The sequence below is a fragment of the Bifidobacterium longum subsp. longum JCM 1217 genome (assembly GCF_000196555.1).
In the GTDB taxonomy this organism is placed as follows: Bacteria; Actinomycetota; Actinomycetes; order Actinomycetales; family Bifidobacteriaceae; genus Bifidobacterium; species Bifidobacterium longum.
In genome coordinates, this window is sequence record NC_015067.1 from 349,991 (window position 1) to 370,405 (window position 20,415).

16 protein-coding genes, 3 tRNA genes and 1 pseudogene are annotated in these 20,415 nt (G+C 60.8%); 12 read left to right on the plus strand and 8 right to left on the minus strand.

Going from position 1 to position 20,415, the window contains the following annotated elements; genetic code table 11:
- The first annotated feature begins 101 nt into the window (after window positions 1-101).
- Entirely contained in the window at window positions 102-1,145 is a 1,044-nt protein-coding gene (locus BLLJ_RS01405) for a CPBP family intramembrane glutamic endopeptidase (protein WP_007051462.1), read from the plus strand.
- A gap of 38 nt (window positions 1,146-1,183) precedes the next feature.
- Here BLLJ_RS01405 and BLLJ_RS01410 read toward each other — a convergent pair whose 3' ends face one another.
- From BLLJ_RS01410 to BLLJ_RS01430, 5 genes are all read right to left on the minus strand, one after another.
- A complete protein-coding gene (locus BLLJ_RS01410) occupies window positions 1,184-1,981 on the minus strand; it encodes a mechanosensitive ion channel family protein (RefSeq protein WP_007051461.1) in 798 nt (265 codons plus the stop codon).
- Between the two features lie 80 nt (window positions 1,982-2,061).
- Complete coding sequence (locus tag BLLJ_RS01415; protein ID WP_007051460.1) at window positions 2,062-3,495, minus strand: aspartate ammonia-lyase; 1,434 nt, start codon at window positions 3,493-3,495, stop codon at window positions 2,062-2,064.
- Between the two features lie 117 nt (window positions 3,496-3,612).
- A complete protein-coding gene (locus tag BLLJ_RS01420; protein ID WP_007051459.1) occupies window positions 3,613-4,344 on the minus strand; it encodes a TetR/AcrR family transcriptional regulator in 732 nt (243 codons plus the stop codon).
- Between the two features lie 90 nt (window positions 4,345-4,434).
- On the minus strand, window positions 4,435-5,841 hold the full coding sequence (locus tag BLLJ_RS01425; RefSeq protein ID WP_007051458.1) for a DUF2974 domain-containing protein: 1,407 nt from the start codon (window positions 5,839-5,841) through the stop codon (window positions 4,435-4,437).
- A 321-nt stretch (window positions 5,842-6,162) separates the two neighbouring features.
- The gene (locus BLLJ_RS01430) at window positions 6,163-6,714 is read right to left on the minus strand and encodes a methylated-DNA--[protein]-cysteine S-methyltransferase (RefSeq protein WP_007051457.1); all 552 of its coding nucleotides are present in this window, start codon (window positions 6,712-6,714) and stop codon (window positions 6,163-6,165) included.
- Window positions 6,715-6,907: 193 nt separating this feature from the next.
- On the opposite strand from BLLJ_RS01430, the gene BLLJ_RS01435 reads away from it, so the two are divergent.
- From BLLJ_RS01435 to BLLJ_RS10235, 4 genes and pseudogenes are all read left to right on the plus strand, one after another.
- Window positions 6,908-6,980: transfer RNA gene (locus tag BLLJ_RS01435), tRNA-Gly, on the plus strand.
- A 46-nt stretch (window positions 6,981-7,026) separates the two neighbouring features.
- A tRNA-Val gene (locus BLLJ_RS01440) sits at window positions 7,027-7,098 on the plus strand.
- A 48-nt stretch (window positions 7,099-7,146) separates the two neighbouring features.
- A tRNA-Val gene (locus BLLJ_RS01445) sits at window positions 7,147-7,219 on the plus strand.
- 256 nt (window positions 7,220-7,475) lie between these two features.
- Window positions 7,476-8,213: pseudogene (locus BLLJ_RS10235) on the plus strand (helix-turn-helix transcriptional regulator); the annotation flags it as partial.
- Between the two features lie 25 nt (window positions 8,214-8,238).
- On the opposite strand, the gene BLLJ_RS11360 reads toward BLLJ_RS10235, so the two are convergent.
- Together BLLJ_RS11360 and BLLJ_RS01460 are read right to left on the minus strand one after the other, a co-directional pair.
- Window positions 8,239-9,516 carry an MFS transporter gene (locus BLLJ_RS11360; RefSeq protein WP_013582361.1) on the minus strand — a complete coding sequence of 426 codons (1,278 nt, stop codon included), beginning with the start codon at window positions 9,514-9,516 and terminating at the stop codon, window positions 8,239-8,241.
- A gap of 187 nt (window positions 9,517-9,703) precedes the next feature.
- Complete coding sequence (locus tag BLLJ_RS01460) at window positions 9,704-10,720, minus strand: carbohydrate kinase family protein (protein WP_007051454.1); 1,017 nt, start codon at window positions 10,718-10,720, stop codon at window positions 9,704-9,706.
- Window positions 10,721-11,137: 417 nt separating this feature from the next.
- Between BLLJ_RS01460 and rpmB the strand changes: the two genes are divergently transcribed.
- The 3 genes from rpmB (at window position 11,138) to rsmD (ending at window position 15,113) form a co-directional block, all read left to right on the plus strand.
- Complete coding sequence (gene rpmB / locus BLLJ_RS01465; protein ID WP_007051452.1) at window positions 11,138-11,332, plus strand: 50S ribosomal protein L28; 195 nt, start codon at window positions 11,138-11,140, stop codon at window positions 11,330-11,332.
- Window positions 11,333-11,431: 99 nt separating this feature from the next.
- Entirely contained in the window at window positions 11,432-14,275 is a 2,844-nt protein-coding gene (locus BLLJ_RS01470) for an ATP-dependent DNA helicase RecG (RefSeq protein ID WP_032735716.1), read from the plus strand.
- Window positions 14,276-14,501: 226 nt separating this feature from the next.
- Window positions 14,502-15,113: a 16S rRNA (guanine(966)-N(2))-methyltransferase RsmD gene (rsmD, locus tag BLLJ_RS01475; protein WP_013582362.1), complete on the plus strand. Its 612-nt coding sequence runs from the start codon at window positions 14,502-14,504 to the stop codon at window positions 15,111-15,113.
- 23 nt (window positions 15,114-15,136) lie between these two features.
- On the opposite strand, the gene trmD is transcribed toward rsmD, so the two are convergent.
- Entirely contained in the window at window positions 15,137-15,952 is an 816-nt protein-coding gene (trmD, locus tag BLLJ_RS01480; RefSeq protein ID WP_007054789.1) for a tRNA (guanosine(37)-N1)-methyltransferase TrmD, read from the minus strand.
- A gap of 73 nt (window positions 15,953-16,025) precedes the next feature.
- On the opposite strand from trmD, the gene BLLJ_RS01485 reads away from it, so the two are divergent.
- The 4 genes from BLLJ_RS01485 to BLLJ_RS01500 all read left to right on the plus strand — a co-directional run bounded on the left by BLLJ_RS01485 (window position 16,026) and on the right by BLLJ_RS01500 (window position 20,372).
- On the plus strand, window positions 16,026-17,672 hold the full coding sequence (locus BLLJ_RS01485; RefSeq protein ID WP_013582363.1) for a peptidase U32 family protein: 1,647 nt from the start codon (window positions 16,026-16,028) through the stop codon (window positions 17,670-17,672).
- Window positions 17,673-17,749: 77 nt separating this feature from the next.
- On the plus strand, window positions 17,750-18,730 hold the full coding sequence (locus BLLJ_RS01490) for a polyphenol oxidase family protein (RefSeq protein ID WP_013582364.1): 981 nt from the start codon (window positions 17,750-17,752) through the stop codon (window positions 18,728-18,730).
- A gap of 79 nt (window positions 18,731-18,809) precedes the next feature.
- Window positions 18,810-19,685, plus strand: a complete 876-nt coding sequence (locus BLLJ_RS01495; protein WP_007054792.1) for an IspD/TarI family cytidylyltransferase — start codon at window positions 18,810-18,812, stop codon at window positions 19,683-19,685.
- Window positions 19,686-19,694: 9 nt separating this feature from the next.
- Complete coding sequence (locus BLLJ_RS01500; protein ID WP_007051445.1) at window positions 19,695-20,372, plus strand: pyroglutamyl-peptidase I; 678 nt, start codon at window positions 19,695-19,697, stop codon at window positions 20,370-20,372.
- Window positions 20,373-20,415 lie beyond the last annotated feature (43 nt).

Below are 20,415 nucleotides of genomic sequence, written 5' to 3' on the forward strand. Positions count from 1 at the left end.
CCTCCCCCATTCCCAATGCAATCGAAACGCCGTGCCGTATTCTTGAAGAGTATTGCACGTGTGATCGGTCCGTTTGCGGCCAGTAACTATGGGGGATAAGTATGAGCGAACCAATGCCGCCGGCGCAGCAGCCGCAGGCACCTCAGCAATCGCAGCAGCCGCAACAATCTCCACGCGATTGGTGGTTCACGGCCCATCGCCGGTTTTCGACAATCGGCTCGGCGCTCGCCATTATGATGGTGTTCTGGATCGGACTGAATATTCTGGCCACTGAAGCACTACGAACGCTGCTTGGCACCGATGTGCCCGCTTGGGCTGTGCTGCTCGCCTCCTCCGGACCGCTGTATGTGGTGGCCATGCCGCTGAGTATGTTGGCCTTCACTCGCGTACCGGTTATTCGCACCCGGCAGTACCCCATGAAGGCGGGGGAGTTCATTCAGATTTTCGTCATGTGCATTCCGGTAATGTTCTTGGGCAATATGATTGGCAATATATTGTCTGCCGGAGCCACTGATGGTCAGGCCACCAATCGCATCAACGACGTGATTCTTGGCAGCGACTGGCGGGTGAACGCATTGTTCATAGGCCTGTTGGCACCGGTTTGCGAAGAATGGATTTTTCGCAAGGAGATTATCTCCCGCCTGCGCCGGTACGGAGAGAAGACCGCAATCATATTCTCCGCATTGGCATTCGCGCTATTCCATATGAACGTGTTCCAGTTCTTCTACGCCTTTGGCCTAGGACTGATGTTCGGATATGTATACACGCGCACCTCCCGACTGCGGTATTCGGTGGCTATGCACATGCTGATCAACCTGAACGGGTCAGTACTCGCCCCATTGGTGATACAACAGATCGATCCCCGCATCCTCGACGGCACGGTCAGCGAGGCCGAAATCATGCGTATGGCTGAAGCCGGCAACATGGGCGACATGGGCATCATGATGTTGTACGGCACAGTGATGTTGGGCCTCTGCATTGCCGGTATCGTACTGCTTATCACCAAGCGCAAGAGCTGGGAGTTCTATCTTGCGCCAGAGGAGTTGCCTGCGGGGCTTAAAATACGCACCGCCTATGCCAATCCCGGCGTTATCGCGTACCTACTGTTGACTGTGATGCTTACCGGTTGGATGCTGTTCGCATGACTGTCATAGCCGGACCCAGAGAGGCGAGCCGGGAGATATCACAGATTGCCTGACGAGCCGCCATCTTCAACAAGGTATTCGGTGCCCGAACCGGCGATGGCTCGCGCCGCCATATCTTTGATGGTGGAAGGCAGCACACCCTCGCGCGCGAACACAAGCACTTGGCCGGTCATGCCGTAAGGGGAGAAGCCGGTGAACTTGACCAATGGCGGCTGACCCTCCAGCGCCACGTCGGCGGTGGCTTTGGTTACGCGGTCGAGAATATCCTGACTGATCGCAGACGGGTCGCCGGAGGCCTTGGCCGTGAACTCAAGCGTGGCCATGCCTTCGCTGACCGGCGTGAGCTTGGTCAGGGCGGCCGTATTGAGTACCGAATTGGGGATGACCATCATGTCTCCGGAACGGGTGCGCACCACGGTCTGACGCCAGGTGATGTCGTGCACGGTGCCTGTGACGCCTTGAATGGTCACCAGATCGCCGGGTTGGATTACGCGGCCCAGCATCAGGCCGAAGCCGCCGATGATGTTGGCGATTGTATCCTTCAGACCCAGCGAGATCGCCACACCTCCAACACCAAGGGCGGTGATAAGTGTGGTCGGATTGATGCCGAATACGGGCTGCAGTACCATCGCTGCGCCGGTGACCCAGATGGTCACGCGCGTGAGGTTCACGAAAATCGAGGCGCTGGGAATCTGAGAATTGTCCAGAATCTTGCGCAACACGCGGCTGATGACGCGGTCGGCCACAAATACGATGGCCAATACAATGGTCAGCCAGATGAGTTTGCCGGCGTTCACCTGAAACCAGCGTGCGATGTCTTCTGCATATTCAGTCATACGCCTACTGTATCGGTCGTTTCTGGTGAAGTCGTGGAGACGGGGTGGCAGAAAGCGGAATCGGCCTACGGTCGATTCCGCTACTCCTGGCGTTCGCGGCAGGTCTGGCCGAGGCCGCGGGCCAGTCGAATCGGATCGAGAATCTCGTCCAACTGCTCGGCGGGCAGGTCGGTGCGTTCGCCGGCCACCTCGCGCACGGTACGGCCGGTATGTACGGCTTCGGCGGCGATGTCGGCCGCGTGCTCGTAGCCGATGTAGTGGTTGAGCGCGGCGGAAATCGACGGTGAGGACTGGGCGTATGAACGCCCCAGGTCAGCATTGATTTCGATGCCTTCCACGCAGTTGACGCGGAACGTCTCCATGGCGTGCGTCAGCAACGCCATGCCGGTCAGCAGCTCATGCACCATCACCGGGTCGAAGGCGTTCAGCTGCAACTGTCCCTCGGCCACAGCCCAGTTCACAGTCACGTCCATGCCGAAAATCGTGAAGCAGCACTGGTTGACGCATTCGGGGATCACAGGGTTCACTTTGGCCGGCATGATCGACGATCCGGCCTGGCGAGCCGGCACGTTGAGATCGTTGAAACCGCAGCGCGGCCCGGAATTGAGCAGTCGCAAATCGTCGGCGGCCTTCTTCAGGTGCACGGCGAGGCTCTTGATGGCAGCCGACGTGGCCACGTACGCGCCCATATCCGTCATGGCGGCCACCGGATCGGGCGCGGCGGTGACCGGCAGCCCGGTGATTTGCGCCAGATGCTTGATAGCGGACTTGCGGAATCGCAGATCCGCGCAAATGCCGGTACCGATGGCGGTGGCACCGAGGTTGAGCTGGGCCAGCAGCGGCACCACGCGATCGAATGCAGCCAAATCAGACTTCAACAGCGTGGCAAACGCATGAAATTCCTGACCATAGGTCATTGGTACGGCGTCCTGCAGCTGCGTGCGGCCAATCGTCACGTCATTGATATGTTTGTCGGCCAGATCGTGGAAGGCCTTGGCGAGTTTCTTGGTGGACTCGGCGAGCGGCCCGATCGCGTCGATAAGCGCGAGTTTGCAGGCGGCCGGGTAGGTGTCGTTCGTGGACTGCGACTTGTTGACGTCGTCGTTCGGATGGATGTATGTGTAATCGCCGCGCTGGCGGCCGGCGATTTCCAACGCACGGTTGGCGATCACCTCGTTCATGTTCATGTTCGACGAGGTGCCGGCACCGCCCTGCATCACATCGACCGGGAACTGATCGGCCAGTTTGCCGGCCTCAATTTCTAGGCAGGCGGCGCGAATGGCCTCGGCCTTGGCTGGGTCGATCAGGCCTAATTCCTCATTGGCGATGGCGCAGGCGCGCTTGACCGTGGCATAGGCGCGAATCAGCTCGGGATGTTGGCTATCGGTGATGCCGGAGACCGGGAAGTTGCCGATAGCGCGCTGGGTGTGAATACCCCAGTAGACGTTCGCCGGCACCTCCATCTGGCCGATGCAGTCATGTTCCAGACGGGTCTTGTTCGATGTTTCGCTCATGCTTCCATCTTCCTGTGCGTGGGTTGGAAACGCCAGCATGAGAGGCTGATTGCGCCTTGTGAGAAACCTCACGCGAGGTTCGTGCGGCGGAAACAATCCAGACTCGCTGGTTTTCGGTCAAGCGGTGTACCCGGGGAATCCTGCGGGGCCGTTCGACGATGAGATGGTGGATGGCGCGGCATGCGTGGCGGCGACCGGCATGCCGGGGGCGGTCGAATCCTGCGCATTGTGCACGAAGATGCGATTCCAGTAATTAAGCATGTCCTTTTGGCTCATGGCCAGGTATATGCCCATGGCCAGCACGGCCACATCTTCTTTAAGCAGGTCTTTGATTTCGATGGTGTCGCTCAATTCGGGCCAACGTTGCAGCACGGCGAGCATGCCGCCCACGGTGAACTCGACCATGAGATCGGTTTTCAGGTCAAGGTTCTTGGGGTCGCGTTGCAATGTGCTGAGCATTTGCAGACGGCAGAAGTCGCGCAGCGATTCGGTCAGTTCAAGCGTGCTGTGCGGGCCTGCCAACAGGGCCAGGTGGTCGAGGCGCTGACGCTGCTCTGGATCGGAGAGCGTGGCGGTGACGCGGTCTCGCCATTGTTCCTCGGGATTGCCGTTCGGATCGGGGGTGCGGTTGATCGGAATCGATTCGACCTGATGCAGGATGGCTGAATCGGCCAATTCGGGCAGGCTGGAGAAGTGATAGTAGAACGAATTACGGTTCACGCCAGCCTCACGCACCACGTCGGTAACGGTGATCTTGCGATAGTCGCGGTCGGCGAGCAATTCCCAGAAAGCGTTCTCGAGGCGTTCTTTGGCGGGCAGCACCTCGGAATCATGGCGTGGACGTGGCATCTCTTCCTCCTGATGCACCAGCGTGATATGGTCACGCTGTCTAATAACTTATTGGGCAGTATAACTATTATTTGTGGACATGTCTATGAGCTAATCGGCGATTTCAGTTGCGTCCTCCGCTGATGGCGAAGCTGTGGTGCCGGCATCGGCATCAGTATCGGCTCTGGCCGGAGCTGCGCTATCTGCTCCTGCTGCAGTTTCTGCTGGGATCTCGGCTGTTGCTTTGGAGGTCGCAGAACTTGGTGCGGAAGCCGGGGCGGGCGTCGGCTTGCGTTTGGCCGTGGACGCCTTGAACAGTATCGCCAGGGCCTCAACCAAATGACGCCGGTCTGCGGGGGTCAGCCCAACGTACGCGCCAAGCATCGCCGGAATCGAAGCGGGGAAGTTGCTCATCACCTCGCTGAAGCTGGTGGCGCCGTTGGCGTGCAGCACGGTGAACAGCGCATCCACCGCACGCTCGCGCTGTTCGGGCGTAAGCGTGGCGATCCAATGGTTCAGCTCCTCGTTAAACAACTGCGAGCTGGAACTCAAATCCGGCTCGGTGATGAACTGGTCACCATCCAATAGCCAGGTGAAGGCGGAATGCTGCATGATGCCATCCGAATCGGAAGAGACCACGCGGCAAGGCTCCGGGGTCTCGAAAATCATGCCCACAATCGACGAACTCGGCACGATTTTCGTCACCTTCGGCTGGATGGTGCGGTAGGCGGGGCTGGTCACAATCTCCGGCGGGAAACCGGGGCCATCCAGTGAATAGACATGCTGAATGCGCTTGCGCACCTTGGGATCGGCGTTCATGGCCGCGTAAATCGCCAGATTGCCTCCCTTGGAATGGCCGACCAGAATAATCGGACCCTCCCACAGTCGCGCCACCATATCCAGATAGGCGCTGGCTGAACGTTGCGCCGGCACCGGATACTGGAAAGCCATATTGAAATCTTCCTTCCATCCGATGAGCGAATCATCGGTGCCGCGGAAGGAAATAACCAACGTGCCTTTGTAGGTCGGCTTTCGGCGCTTGTGGCCGTCGGGCAGTTGGAAGGTGGCGGCGGCGAATTGGGTTTGCTCACCCTGATTGATGTGCTCGACCACCGCGCCCAGGCGAACGTTGGCGTAGCGGGGGTTTTCGCCTGCGGCCTGGAACAGGTCGTGGGTCAGGTCCGGGTTGACCACTGAAACCATTTGGGCTTCGTGCGGCTTGTCGTCGGCATGTGTTTCCGGCGAACGATGCAGCTCGCGGTTGGCCTCGTCAAGGCTTACCGATTCAAGCTCGGGATGCCAGATACCCTTCAGCCAGATCAGTGGATGCTTGGGTTCGAAAGCGCGAATGCGTGCGGCGAACGAGCCTGACCGCGTCTCATCCAGCATCAACGTCGGACAGACACTGGCCACATCCTCATAGATGAGCGTGGAGATGATCAAGGCGTCGATTTCGTTGAACGGCAAGTCGGCGAAGGAGCGCGTTTCGGTGTGCGCGTAATCGATAATGCCGGTCATGCGCACCTCCTGCTTCCGTTGATATTGCATATCCCCTTGGGCTGCGTGGTCTTGCGATCGCGTGCGGCCGTGCGGCTGCGCGCAGCAATTAACCATATGCATTCCATTGTAGGGATTGTACGGTTTTGGCCGGCGCGATCGAGCAAGACTGCACCGACGGCGAACAATTCGTGGAAGGATTCCCGTCGGCTTGTCGAAAATTGTCGGGTAGCAGGGTTGCGATGCCAGCCAGCCGACCACCCTCCGGCGCTACGCGCCATCTCCCGCCGGCGGGAGGGTTAACCACTCAATCCTTTTTGACGAGGCGGACCGCTGGGCCCGTCAAAGGTTCGGCAGATCGAAGCGCGCCAGATCCACGCCCTCGAGTTCAAGCAACTCGGCCTTGATGTCGAGTCGGCCGCCGTAGCCGCCAAACGCGCGGCCCGAGCCGACTACGCGGTGGCAGGGCACGATGATGGTAACCGGATTGCGCTTCACTGCGCCTCCGACCGCCTGCGCGGCCATGCGGCCGCCGCCGCGTCGTTCGGCCAATTCGGCGGCGAGTTCGCCGTAACTTACCGTCATGCCATAGGGGATTTCGGCCACCAGATTCCACACTTCATGTTGGAATGGCGTGCCGGCGGGATGCAAAGGCGGCACCTGATCCGAGCCGGGGCGTTCGCCGGCGAAATAGGCGGTCAGCCATTCGCGGGTTATACGGAATACGTCGGGTTCACTATCGGATTCGCGATTCGAATCGAGAACGGCTTGGTGATCGGTGGCCCACCACCAGTCTTCAAGACAGAGTTCGGTAAGTCCCTCGCCGTCGGAGGCCATCATCATCCGGCCGATGGGCGTTTCGACTGTGGCCCGCATCAGTTGTCGTTGCGTCATACCGCCATTATCGCGCGTTGAGGGATGAAGCCCATACCGTGCCTGATTCCATGAAGGACGGCACGTCGGCGTAGTTCGGGAACTTCACTTCGGCGCTCGATAATCGTTGGAAAACCGGTGGGACACGCGGGGGCTTGGCTTTTTCCTGAGATTGGCGTATCTTTGTCACCTGTTGCCTGTGAAGGTAACACATGCGGACATAGCTTAGTTGGTAAAGCGCAACCTTGCCAAGGTTGAGACCGCGGGTTCGAGTCCCGTTGTCCGCTCTCGGATGGTTGATTCATGCTGATTGATTCGACCGGATGATGACCCGGGCGGTTGGCGCAGTGGTAGCGCACTTCCCTGACACGGAAGGGGTCACAAGTTCGAATCTTGTATCGCCCACTCGATGAATCGCCGGCAGAATGTTGCCGGTTTTTTCATCACAGGCTCGGGCGATTGGCGCAGCGGCTAGCGCACTTCGTTCACACCGAAGGGGTCGTAGGTTCGATTCCTACATCGCCCACCCGAGATTCACGCTCGTTGGCCATGTGGCCGCGAGCGTTTTTTCATAATCGATGTATTCCGATTATGCCGGTCCAATCGGGGTGCGGGCTAGAATGCCGCGGAGCCGGCAGAATGGCGGGATTCCGCCGATGCAACCTGTGGTTGCGCGCGAATATGCAACCTGAAGATGGTGGCGCGGAACTGGTTTGCCGTGGCATAGTGAGGGCATCGGCCGAATATGTCATGATGAGCATTACCTATGAAGGGACACTCCGATGAGCTTCCGCGCCAACCTGCAATACCTGCGCGCACAACGCAACATGCCCCAGGAACAGCTGGCCATGTTGCTCGGCGTCTCGCGCCAGGCCATCTCCAAATGGGAATCCGAGAAGGCCTATCCCGAGATGGACAAGCTGCTTATGATCTGCGACCTGTTCGGTTGCACGCTTGATGACCTGGTACTTGGCGATGTGAGTGCGAGCGTGAACGTGGGTGCGGCCGCGCGCGGCGCAGCGGAGGGCGACCATGGCTCGGCTGCCAGAACCGTAACCGGGGAGGGAGCCGGGGAACCCGCGTATATGAAGGATGCTGATGGGAACATCGGTGAATCAGCGCGGTCCGGCGGTGACGGCATCAATGGCCCGAGCTCCGCAAATGCATTGCCCGGCGAAATGTTGCACGGAACCAGTTCATCACGTCCCGGCACGCTGGCTAATGTGGCTGCCTTACCGCAGGATCTGACCGGCTACGATGAACACCGCTGCCGATTCGCGCTACTGATTGCCGGCGGTGTCGCGGCGATTATCGCGGGAGCCGGCATCGGCAACCTGTTCGATTCCGATAATTCCATTCTCGGCGTGACGCCACTCAACGATTTTCTGACATTCCTGGGCATCTGCGTGGGCGTGATTATCGGGCTGGCGATGCTGATTCCGGGCGGCATGTCACATACCGACTTCAAACGGCGGCATCCCTATGTCGAGGATTTCTATGCTGCGAGATGTCGCCCTCGGCACAGAGTTGCCGAGGGCCGGCAAATCACTCCCGCGTCGGGTCCTTTTGCAGGAGCAGGAAGACGAGTGCCGCGACGAGCAGGACGGCGATGGAGAGCACGCCGAGCGAGGCGTTGCCGGTCAGGGACGTGGTGGTGGCCACCAGGAAGGTGCCGATGATCGAGGCGGTCTTGCCGAAGATATCGTAGAAGCCGTAGTACTCGTTGGCGTGATCCTTGGGGATGATCTTGCCGTAGTACGAGCGGGAGAGCGCCTGGATGCCGCCCTGGAACATGCCGACCAGAATCGCCAGAATCCAGAACTCCACGGCCGACTTCAGGAAGAACGCGGCGAAGAACACGATGCACATGTATGCCACGACCGCCGCCGTGATCATCGCCTTGCAACCGAATCGCGCCGCCAGGCGGCCGTAGAGAATCGCGCAGGGGAAGGCCACGAACTGCGTGACGAGCAGTGCCACCACCAGCTGGGTGGAGTCGATGCCAAGCTCGGCACCGTAGGAGGTACTCATCGAAATCACCGTGTTCACGGCATCGATGTAGAAGAAGAACGCGATCATGAACATCCACAACGGCTTGTTCTTCACGATTTTGCCGAACGTGCCCGCCAGTTCGCTGAACGTGCCGCGCACGGCCGAGCCCAGCTGGTCACGGGTGGCGCGATAGTGCACTTGGCGGTAGCTGGTAAGCAGCGGGATGGTGAATGCCACCCACCAGATGGCGGTGATGATGAACGAGGCGCGCGTGCAAGCCACCGTGGACCAGTCGAAGAGCGACGGGCCGCCGAAGATCAGCGCGATGCAGAAGATGAACGGCACGGTGGAGCCGATGTAGCCCCAGCCGTAGCCATGCGAGGAGACCTTGTCCATGCGCTCGTTCGAGGTGGCGTCGATGAGCATCGAATCGTAGAACGTTAGCGAGCCGTTGAGGCCGATGGTCGCCAGAATGTAGACGACTAGGAACGGTAGCCAGGTCAGGGGCAGGGCCATTGCGCAGCAGGTGACCACGCCAGTGCCGAAGAAGCCAAGGAAGAACTTGATTTTCATGCCTTGCACGTCGGCGATGGAGCCGAGCAACGGCATGAGCAGCGCGATGACCAAGGAAGCAATGGTTTGCGCGTAGCCCCAGGCGGACACGATGTTGCCGTCCGCCGGCATCAGCGATTTGGCGTAAATGGGGATGACGGCGGTGGACAGCAGCACGAATGCCGAGTTGCCGACGTCGTAGATGATCCACTTCTTCTCGCGGGCGGTCAGTTTGGCGCTTTGCGGCACCGGTTCGTGGACATTCGTGGGATCAGTCATATACACTCCTCGACAGTATTCAACTCAATCTATCGTAGAAGCGCGGACTAGGGTAGGGGAGCCATTCCGGTTGAACGGCGGATGAATAATGCCGGGCCTCTTTCTAAGGGGAGCCAGAGCAAAAATAGCTCCCCTCGCTGAGGGGAGCTGGCCGCGAAGCGGACTGGGGGGAGCTACCTATAGTCGACTATTCGCCGATCAGCGCGATGGCCTCGTCGTAATCGGGGCATTGCGGCACGCCGTTGAGGCTGTGCTGGATGGCGATGGATGCCGCCGCGTTGGCGATCTTTACCGATTCGGCCAGACTATGGCCCTTTGCCAGCATCGCGCACATCACGCCGGTGTGGCAACCGCCCGCCGAACGGGTGTGTACGGCCTTGGTCGGGTATCCCTCGATATGAATCGTCTCGCCACCTGGCTCACGAATCCAAGCGCCGCGGGCGCCGACACGCACCACCAGCGGCGCGCGCAGTGTAGCGCCCAAGCCGTCGCACAACTGGTGCATGAAGTCGTCAAGTCCGCCGCCAATGGTGACTTTGCTGTCGTCGATTGGCGCACCAAGTCGCTCGGCCAGCGTCATGGCCTCCTGACGGTTGCAGGACCAGACCGGGCGTGCGAGCACCAGGTCCTCAAGCATATGGTCGTTGACCAAACGCAACGTATTGGTGGGGTTGATCACCAGCGTGTAGTCGCGTGCAGCCGGGTCGGTACCGGCCTTGAGCAGGAATCCGTCCACGCCGGTGGCCGTGTGGTCCATCAGTGTGTTGCCGCTGATGTGCACCACGTCTTTGGGCTGCGGCTCCAGCGTGTCGAACGTGTCCGAGTCGCCATGAGCCTCGGCGCCATAGGAAGCGATGAATGTCTTCTTCGGCGCGCCGGAGCTCAGCACCACGCGGAAGCCGGAATCCTCATCAAGACGATCCTGGCCGATATGCGTAATGCCGTTGTCTTGGAATGACTGGCGGATGAAATGCGCCCACAGGCCGTTGCCCAGAATGCCGGCGTGCTCGGTCGGCACGCCCATGCGGCTGGCCGCCTGCAGCACGCGATAGCTGCCGCCAATGGAGGGCTTCGGATGATCGGCCACGGCGAATCCGCCCTGTGCCGGCACCTTGTCCACATTGAGCATAATGTCCACCCAGACTTGCCCCAGTGAAATCACGCTGGGCTCGTGAGTGCCGATACCTCGCTTGAGATTCAACATGACAGCCTCCTTCGTCGTAAGTTGCACGTCGCAAGTTGCACGAGGACCCCTTCGTCCCTTGCCGTCTCTTATACCGAGATTATATGAGAGTTTGCTGGATGCGGAAAAGGAAGGCCGGCGTGTTTTATCGGGTAAACGCTATGATTTGCAGCGTAATTCGCCGCTGGCGAACTGCTGACGAACTACTTGCGGACCGCTGGCGAACCAATGCCGAGCCGCTCGTGAACCGCTGATGGCCCACTCGCAAGTTACGCTCGAACCGCGCGTGAACCGCCGAGGTTCGCCCATGATACACGCAAGAGTTGCGGTTGTCGGTATTGGGCTATATATTTGTGAAGTTGTGTGTTCGGCATGTCGGGTGAAACCGGCGGTCGAATGCGTGAAAGACTTGACACATCAAGGTTAAGGGAGTCCATCATGGCAGCTCGTTGCGCAGTGTGCGGCAAGGGACCGCAGACCGGTTTCACCGTTTCCCATTCGCACCGTCGTACCAAGCGTAGCTTCCGCCCGAACCTGCAGTCTGTGCGCACCACGATTGATGGCGAGAACACTCGCCTGCGCGTGTGCGTCAAGTGCCTCAAGGCTGGCAAGGTTCAGCGCGTGGCCGCGTGAATCGCGTACTAACGTGGAGCAAAACCCGTTTGAGCTTCGGCTTGGCGGGTTTTGTTGTTTCTGCGGCCTAAAGAGGCCGTGCGAATAGAATAGGCCAATATGAGCATCACTATGGGCACCACTCTCGCTTCGCTGGTCACCAACAAGCGTCGCGTGTCCGCGCTCAAATCGCTGGGAATCGTCACTGTCGGCGACGCCTTGACCTACTATCCTTTCCGCGTCACCGAACCGGTGCCGCTTCGCGCCATCCGCGAGGCCGCACCCGGCCAGCAGATGGCATTTGCCGCCGTGATACGAGATATGCGCGTGGTGCCGATGAACGCTCGCCGCGGCTACCGACTCGAAGCGACGGTCGATGACGCCGACTTCGCCCGGTCTCGTCGCGTACCCGGCAGTACGGCCCGGCTCACGTTCTTCTCGTATCGTAAATCGTATGTGGATTGGGTCAGCGTGCGACTGCGCGCCGGCACGTCTGTGGTGGTCTCCGGTATGCCCGGCGAATACATGGGTCAGCTGCAGTTCACCCATCCCGAAATCCTCACTGTCGCGCCCGTGCCGGCCGGAGCAGGAGCGGGGCTTGAGGGTTACGCTCGGGGCGCGGCATCCGGCAATGGTGCGTTTGCGGGAAGTGCCGATCCGTATGCCAGTGCGCAGTCCGCGTATCCGCCGGCCGCGACTGCCCCTTCCGGGGCCGCGTTGAAATACGACGCCGATACCGTGCAAGAGGCGCTTACCCGCGTCTGCCGGCCCCGCCCGGTATATCACGCCAGTTCGCGTATCTCGTCCGAACATATTCATGAGACGATTCTGGGATTGCTGTGGATGATGGGGGCCCGCACGTCATCCACGCCTGACGGGCAACTCGCTGGCGCTGGGGCAGCCGGCATTGTGGCTCCCGCGACTGACACCATCGCCGTCCAAAACGGGGAAGAGAAGTCCGGCACGACCGCCGAATCCGGTGCTGAGGCGCTCTCCCAATCCATCCCAGATGTGCTGCCCGAATCGGTGCGCAAGGCCAAGAACCTCATGCATCGGGCTGAGGCGTTCCTGGCCATTCATGATCCGGCCTCCACGGCCCGGTTCAAGGAGGCCATCGAAACCCTGCGCTATGAGGAGGCTTTCGTTTCGCAGACCTCGCTGCTGAAGTCTCGACAGCACGCGCACAAGTCATCGGCGCATCCTTGCCCGCTGAACGAGGCGCTGGAAACAGCTCGAGCGTCGGTGGGCGAAGCGGTTGCGGAGCCAAGTACGCAACCAGAAGCATCGGAGCGCGGTTCTGCGACCGATCTGCCTGATCTGCCCAATTTGCCCAATTTGCGCGACCGCTTCATCGCATCGTTGCCGTTCACACTGACAGCCGGGCAGAGTCAGGTGGTGGACGACATCGCGTCCGATCTTGAACGTGACTGGCCCATGCAGCGTCTGTTGCAGGGCGAAGTCGGCTCCGGCAAAACCGTAGTGGCGCTCGCGGCCATGCTGCAGGCGGTCGGCGCCGGCTATCAGGCGGTGCTGGTGGCTCCCACTCAGGTGCTTGCCGAACAGCATTACGAGACCATCAGCAAGATGGTGTCGGGGTTGACCCTTGCACAGCCGGGTGCCAAGGAGACCGATGCCGCGGCCGACGTTGAGGGCGCGATGGGCGCGTCCGGTGCTTCGACGGTCTCTTCTTCCAAGGTGACTGCGGAAATTCCCGTCACCCTGCTGACCGGTGGTATGAAGCTTGCCGCCCGGCGTAAGGCGCTCGCTGCGGCCGCCAGTGGTGAGCCGGGCATTATCGTGGCCACGCACGCGGCGTTTTCCAAGACCTTCCAAGCCCCGCACTTGGCCTTGGTGGTGATCGACGAGCAACACCGGTTCGGTGTGGAACAGCGCGAAAGCCTCAACGCCAAAACCGATGACGGCACCACGCCGCATCTACTGGTGATGACCGCCACGCCCATCCCGCGCACCGCCGCCATGACTTGGTTTGGCGATCTCGATATTTCCTGGCTCACCGAATTGCCTGGCGGCCGCAAACCGATTCGTACCGTGGTGGTCAATGAGGCCGACGCCGCCACCATGGGGCGTATGTTCGCGCACATTCGCGCGCGAGTCGACGCGGGGGAGCGGGCCTATATCGTGTGCCCGCGCATTGATGCGGATGATGAGGAGAACGAAGGCGGTTCCGGCGTTTCGGCAGCAGCCGGTTCTGCCCGCGGACGCGCCGCAGCATCTGGTTCCAGTGCCCGCACAGCTGCGGGCGGCCGTGCGACGCGCGCGGCGGCCGATGCCATCGGCATCGACGACCCCTACGAAACCTTCGACGAAAATGGCGAAACCGTGGCTCGCCCGCCATTGCATGCGGTGGCCGAAATCGCCGACCGGTTGCAGAAACTTCCACAGTTCCAAGGCATTCGGTTTGCGACTCTGACCGGCCGCGACAAGGATGACGTCAAAACCCAGGTCATGGCCGATTTTGCCGGCGGCGAGACTCCGATCCTGGTGTCCACCACGGTGATCGAAGTCGGCGTGGACGTCAAGCAGGCCAGCTGCATCGTCATCTTTGATGCCGACCGATACGGCCTCTCTCAGCTGCATCAGCTGCGCGGCCGCGTGGGGCGTGGCGGCACCAACTCGTGGGCGTTCCTTATTTCCCGTGCGGAACCCGGCTCCCCGGCCGAGCAACGGCTCGAAGTGATTCACCACTCGCTCGACGGTGCCGAAATCGCCCAAGCCGACTTGGAATTCCGCGGTGCCGGCGATGTGCTCGGCGACGCCCAATCCGGCGGCAAGTCCAGCCTGAAGCTCCTGCGCGTGGTCAAGGACGCCGACATGATCGCCGACGCCCGCACCCGTGCCGGGCAGCTTCTGGCCGCCGACCCCGAACTGGCAGGTGAGGTCCAACTCGCCGGTGCCGTCCTCGACTTCACCCGAGGCAACGAAACCTTCCTGACCTCCAGCTGAGGCACCTCCAGCTGAGGCTAGGGCTGCGCCCCCGTAATCGCACGATATAGTTTTTCCGTATGCCGATCGTGAGGAAATCACGGTCGGGAAGCCCTCGAATGTGCTTCAGTGGAGGCAAGACCATTCGTACATGAGGTACTCGAAGTGCATATATCATTGGTGCGCTTCGAGCACCCCATTGTTGTTCATGATTGGTATGCGCAGATGAACCTGTACAGTGAAAGCTATGCGTGTAATTTCTGGACGATTCAAGGGTGTGGTGCTTGCTACGCCGAAAACGGGTACCCGGCCTACCACGGATCGCACCAAAGAGGCGATTTTCTCGCACCTCGACTCATGGGGAGTGCTGGATGATGCCCGTGTACTGGACCTGTTCGCCGGTACTGGTGCGTTGGGCATCGAAGCGCTGAGCCGTGGCGCGCGAGAACTCGTGGCCGTGGAAAGTTCCCGGCCTGCGGCGGCGCTGATTACCAAGACCTTGGCGCAGCTACAGAAGAATCGTTCGTGGGATGCTTCGCTCAAGGCCCGTGTGCTGGTCAAAAAAGCCGAGCAAGTGGCTGGCGGCTTCGGCGAACCATTCGACGTGATATTCATCGACCCGCCCTATGCCTATGAGACCGCTGAATGCAATCAGCTACTGTCCGATCTGGCGGCGGGCAGCGCCACCAACGAGAACACGGTGATCATGCTCGAACGCTCGGTACGCTCGGATGATCCCACTGCCCCCGGAGGCTGGCAAATCACCGAAAGCCGCAACTACGGCGAAACCGCCGTCTTCTACATCGAATCCGCGGATGACGACTCGGATATAGAGCGTTCCGACGATTCCGCCGCGTAGTGAATCTCCCACCGTGTGGTGAATTAATCGGCGAGCCGGCGCGGATGGGCGGCGGAGACCTCCCAGCCCAAGGCCATCAGGGTCTTGCGATCGGCCTTATCCAGCGCCTTGCAATCCAGTGCCGCGATAAGGTCTGGCCGAATCTCGGCGGTGCGGGCCAGCGCTTCGTCGCGGCGAAAACGGTCCACCTTGCCGTGGTCGCCGGACAACAGCACATCCGGCACCGCAATACCGCGCCACACGGCCGGCTTGGTGTACTGGCGATGTTCAAGCAGTGCGCCCTCGCCGGTGTAGGATTCCTCAACAATCGAATCTGGGTTGCCCATGAATCCGGGCATCAGGCGGGTGATGGCCTCAAGCATCACCGATACCGCTACTTCGCCGCCGTTCAGCACATAGTCGCCGATCGAATATTCGCGTACGTCGACGCCTTGGGCGCGGTAGTAGTCCGGGATGCGCGCATCGTAGCCCTCATACCGGCCGCAGCCGAACAGCAGATGGTCGGCATGGCTGAGCTCGGTGGCGTCGCGCTGGGTGAACAACGGGGCCGATGGGTTCGGGAAGATGAGCACCGGTGCGCCGGATGGGGCGGGGGAGCCGGACGGCTGCGAGAATCCCAGCAGTTCGTCCAGACATTCGCTCCACACTTCGGGCTTCATCACCATGCCGGCCCCGCCGCCGACTGGCGTATCATCCACCGAATGATGCACATCGTGGGTCCAGTCGCGCAGGTTGTGCGCCTTGATCTCCAACAATCCCTTGGCCTGGGCTTTGCCCATCAGGCTGAGGTTCATCACCTCAAAGTATTCGGGGAACACGCTCACGATATCGATCTTCATGTCATCCAGCCTAACGGTAGCCCCTCCCGCATTACACGGCCACCACTACACTATTGCGGTGATGAATACGACGATGAACCTCCCCACCCGCAAAAAGCCCGAAGTGTTGTCCCCGGCCGGCAACCTGAGGGGCCTGAAAACCGCGGTCGATTATGGTGCCGACGCCGTCTACTGCGGCGGCAAAGCCTTCGGCATGCGATCGGCCCCCAAAAACCTTAGCCTTGAGGATTTCGAGGAAGGATCGCGCTACGCCCATGAACGCGGCGCTCGCGTGTACGTGACCTGCAACGTGCTGCCGCGCAACAACGAGATCGAAGCCATGCGCGAGTACGTCGGCCAGCTCAAAGACACCGGCGTGGACGCGCTGATCGTCTCCGATATTGGCGTGATGATGATGGCCCGTCAGGTGGCTCCGAATCTGGAACTGCACGTCTCCACCCAGGCCGGCGTGACTAATTATCAGGCTGCGAACGCCTTCTACGAGCTTGGTGTTCGCCGTGTGGTGTTGGCCCGCGAGATGGACTTGCAGGCCGTGCGTGATATTCGCGCCAACATTCCCGATGACCTCGACATCGAATGCTTCGTCCACGGTGCTATGTGCATGGCCTTCTCCGGCCGCTGCCTGTTCTCCAACTATCTGACCGGCCGCGATGGCAATCACGGCGAATGCGCCCAGCCATGCCGCTGGAAGTATTCGATCGTGGAAGAGAAGCGCCCCGGCCAGTACTTCCCGATCGAGCAGACCGAGAACGGCGCCTATCTGTTCAATTCGCAGGACATGAATATGCTGGGACACTTGGATGATTTGATTGACTCCGGTGCCACCAGCCTCAAAATCGAAGGCCGCGCGAAAAGCGCCTACTATATCGCCGCCATGACCAACGCCTACAAAACCGCGGTTAATGAATACATGATTCAACGCGGTTTTGAAGACGCTGATGGCAATGTTTTGAAGCCTTTCCATGACCGTGTGATTCGCCCGGGCGACCCCGATTTTGGCCAAGGAACCGAAGATCAAGTGATGCGCAATGCTGATGCCGCGTTCGCCGGTGTGGCCGATGAGGGATATGACCGTGGCTCTGATACTGCGGTTGCCGATTCGGTCACCGGCTCGGTTGCCGCAGAACGTGACCGCGTGACGGTTGCTGATGCCGTCGACTCAACTGCCTCTGGTACGCCGGCCGGCACCGCCGTCGAACCCGACGGCATGAGCTCTCACGCCCGTTCCACGCGCCGCAAGTCCAACACCGCGGTCGAACAGATTGAGACCGATTGGAAACATGCGGCCGTTCGCCCGGCCCCACACGTCGAACTGCCCGAATGGCTGCTCGAGGAAACCGACAAGGTGGCCCACCGCGACTACTCCACCGGCTTCTATTACCCGGAGCACAAGGTCACACAGAACACCGACCGCTCCGCCTACTTCCGCTCATGGCTGGTAGTGGGCGAAGTGCTGAGCTGGAGCGCGGACGAAGACGGACGTGTCACGCTGATGAGCCGTAACAAGATTGAGCCCGGTCAACAGGTCGAATTCCTGCTGCCTGGCGAGAGACCATTGGTCTTTACCGTGCCGGAAACCGGCCTGCGCGATGCCGATGGCGCGCCAGTACCCGCCATCAATAATCCGGCGCACGTGTTCTCGATGCCCTGCCCGCACCAGGTGCCCATCAACGCCGCCATCCGCTCGCGCACCAAAAAGCCCACCCTCAAAGCCGAATAACCTACCACTCCGCCCCCGCTGACTGGGGGTGGTCATGAAAATCATGAACACCGCCCGCACCCAAGAAAGAATGCCTTATGCCTGAATACAGCGAAGAAATCCTCGATTCCAACAGCATCAGCTCTACCGATAAAGCCGGTCGCCCTATTCCGGTGACCATCCCCATCGCACTGGCCCCCGGCATCAAGGTGGTGTACACCACGCGACTGGGCGGCCTGAGCACCGGCGATTACGGCAACCTGAACCTCGGCGGCAAGTCCGGCGACGAACCTGAGGCCGTGCTGTCGAACCGCATCGCACTCGCCGAAGCGGTGCAAGCCCGCCTATCGCTGGTCTCCCAAGTACATTCCGGCGTGGCTGTGGACGTGGACGACTCGTTCGTCATCAACACCCCCTTCGGCTTCGACGTGTCCGGCACACATGGTGAGACTGACACTCCGCACGTCATCGAGGCGGACGGCCAGGTCACCGCACAATCCGGCATCGCCCTAGGCATGTTCGCGGCCGACTGTCTGCCGGTGCTGCTGGGCGACCCGGTCACCGGTATCATCGGTGCGGCCCACTGCGGCCGTCGTGGTCTGGAACGCGGCGTGATCGGCGCCACGGTGGACCTGATGAAGAGCAAGGGTGCCGACCCGGCGAACATCGTGGCCACACTCGGCCCGCGCATCTGCGGCGACTGCTATGAAGTGGGCGACGAGATCGCCGACCAGTTCATCAAGCGCTTCCCGCTGACCAAGACGAAGACCCGTTTCGGCGGTGCCGGCATCGACATCGCCGAAGCCGCGATGATCGACCTCGCCTTCGCCGGTGTACATCAGGTGGTCGATTCGATGCCGCGCGTGCACGCCGCCACCCAGTACCTTGAGGAAGACCCGGAACTCGCCGAACTGTGCCGTACGGACGGCGAAGGCCCGGCCGAGCTCGCGGAGCGCATCGACAACATCAGCCACAGCATGTGCACGCTCGAAAACCCACTGTGGTACTCGCACCGCCGCGCCGCGCTCGCCAACAAAACACACGAAGGCCGCCTCCTCGCCCTCATCGTGCGTGACTAAACGGAGAATGCGAGCACATTCCGTGGAGAAGATGTGATGCAGTTCACGGACGGCCAGCCCTCACCTTACGGTGGTGCCTATGACTGAGAGAGATTTCGATACCCCCGTCGAGACGCCTACCGTCCAACCGGCCCCCGCTCAGGGTGCCAAACCGGCGCAAACCGTGCCGGTGGTGGCCGTGGTGCTGGCCGCCGGCTTCGGTACGCGCTTCGACCCCGATAATCCCAAGCAGCTTGTCTCCGTGGGCGGCAAGCCCATCGTGTGCTGGAGCATTGATGCCTTTGAACATTGCGATCGCGTCAGCGACATCGTGGTGGTGGTCAATCCCAAGGTGCGCGGTGAAGTGGAAACGTTGGTTGGCGAGATGGGCTACACCAAAGTCCGCGTCATCATTGACGGCGGTGACGAACGTGTGGACAGTACCGCCGCCGCGCTCGACATGCTGGCTACGGCTGGCATTCCGGACGATGCCAAGATTCTGATCCATGACGCCGTCCGTCCGTTCGTGGAACAGTCCGCCATCGACGGTTCGATTGATGCGCTCGACCAGTTCACGGCCGCGACCGTGGCCTACGCCTCAACCGACACCGTGCTGTTGACCGAGGATCTGGGCGATTTGAAAGTGGTCAAGTCGGTGCCGGACCGCCCGAACACCTTCCGCGCGCAGACCCCGCAATCCTTCCGCTTCGCGACGATTCGTCACGCTTACGATTTGGCTGCCGCCGACCCGGACTTCCATCCCACCGACGACACGCGCGTAGTGGTCGATTATCTGCCTGATGAACCCGTCGCCATTGTCTCCGGTGCGGAAACCAACCTGAAGATCACCACGCTGGAAGATATTCCCACAGCTGAGCGTATCGCCGAGGAGATTCTCGGTCGTGATCCCAAGGAAGAGGCCCGCGCCCGCATGCACGCCCTGCTGGCCCAAGCGGCCGGCCAGATGCATCGCTAGACTGGCATTATGCGTGAACTCAATGTTGTGATCTCCGGCTTCGACCACTATGACGGCGTGGAGGTCAATCCCGCCGTCGAAGTGCCCAAGGCCATCGCCGAGCAGGGACTGGGCGTCTCCTCTGCTCCGGACGATCCGTTGGAGCAGGTCGCCGTCACCGTTCATGCTGTCAGCATCCCGGTGAGCTTCGCCAAAGCCTGGCCCACGCTGAAAGAGACGATTGAGGCCACCAAGCCCAATATCGTCATCGCCACCGGGCTCAAGCACGCAGCCCGAGGCGTGATGCTTGAACGATGCGCCACCAACCTGATGGACGCGATCAAGCCAGACGCGGACAACGTGATCCCACGCCGCGAACCCATCGATCCCAATGGCCCGGCCGCCTATTGGACCCGCCTGCCGTTGCGCTCGATCCTGAATGATTTCACGGACGATTCGATTCCGGCCACCTTGAGTTCGGACGCAGGTACGTTCGTATGTAATTCGCTGTTCTACAACTTGCTCAACTGGACCGCCACCCAGGAGCAGGTGCTGGGCGGATTCGTCAGCTTCCCTCCGGTCGTTCCGGCGCATTCCAGCCAGCATGGTCTACCACTCGACCAGCAGATCGCCGCTGGCCGTGATGTGGTGCGCGAAGCCGTGCGCTACTATCTCAAGCCCTCCAGCTCCGACATCCTCATCGCCTAGCACGCTGTGCGCCACGCCGGAATAGAACATGGTTCGCACGCAT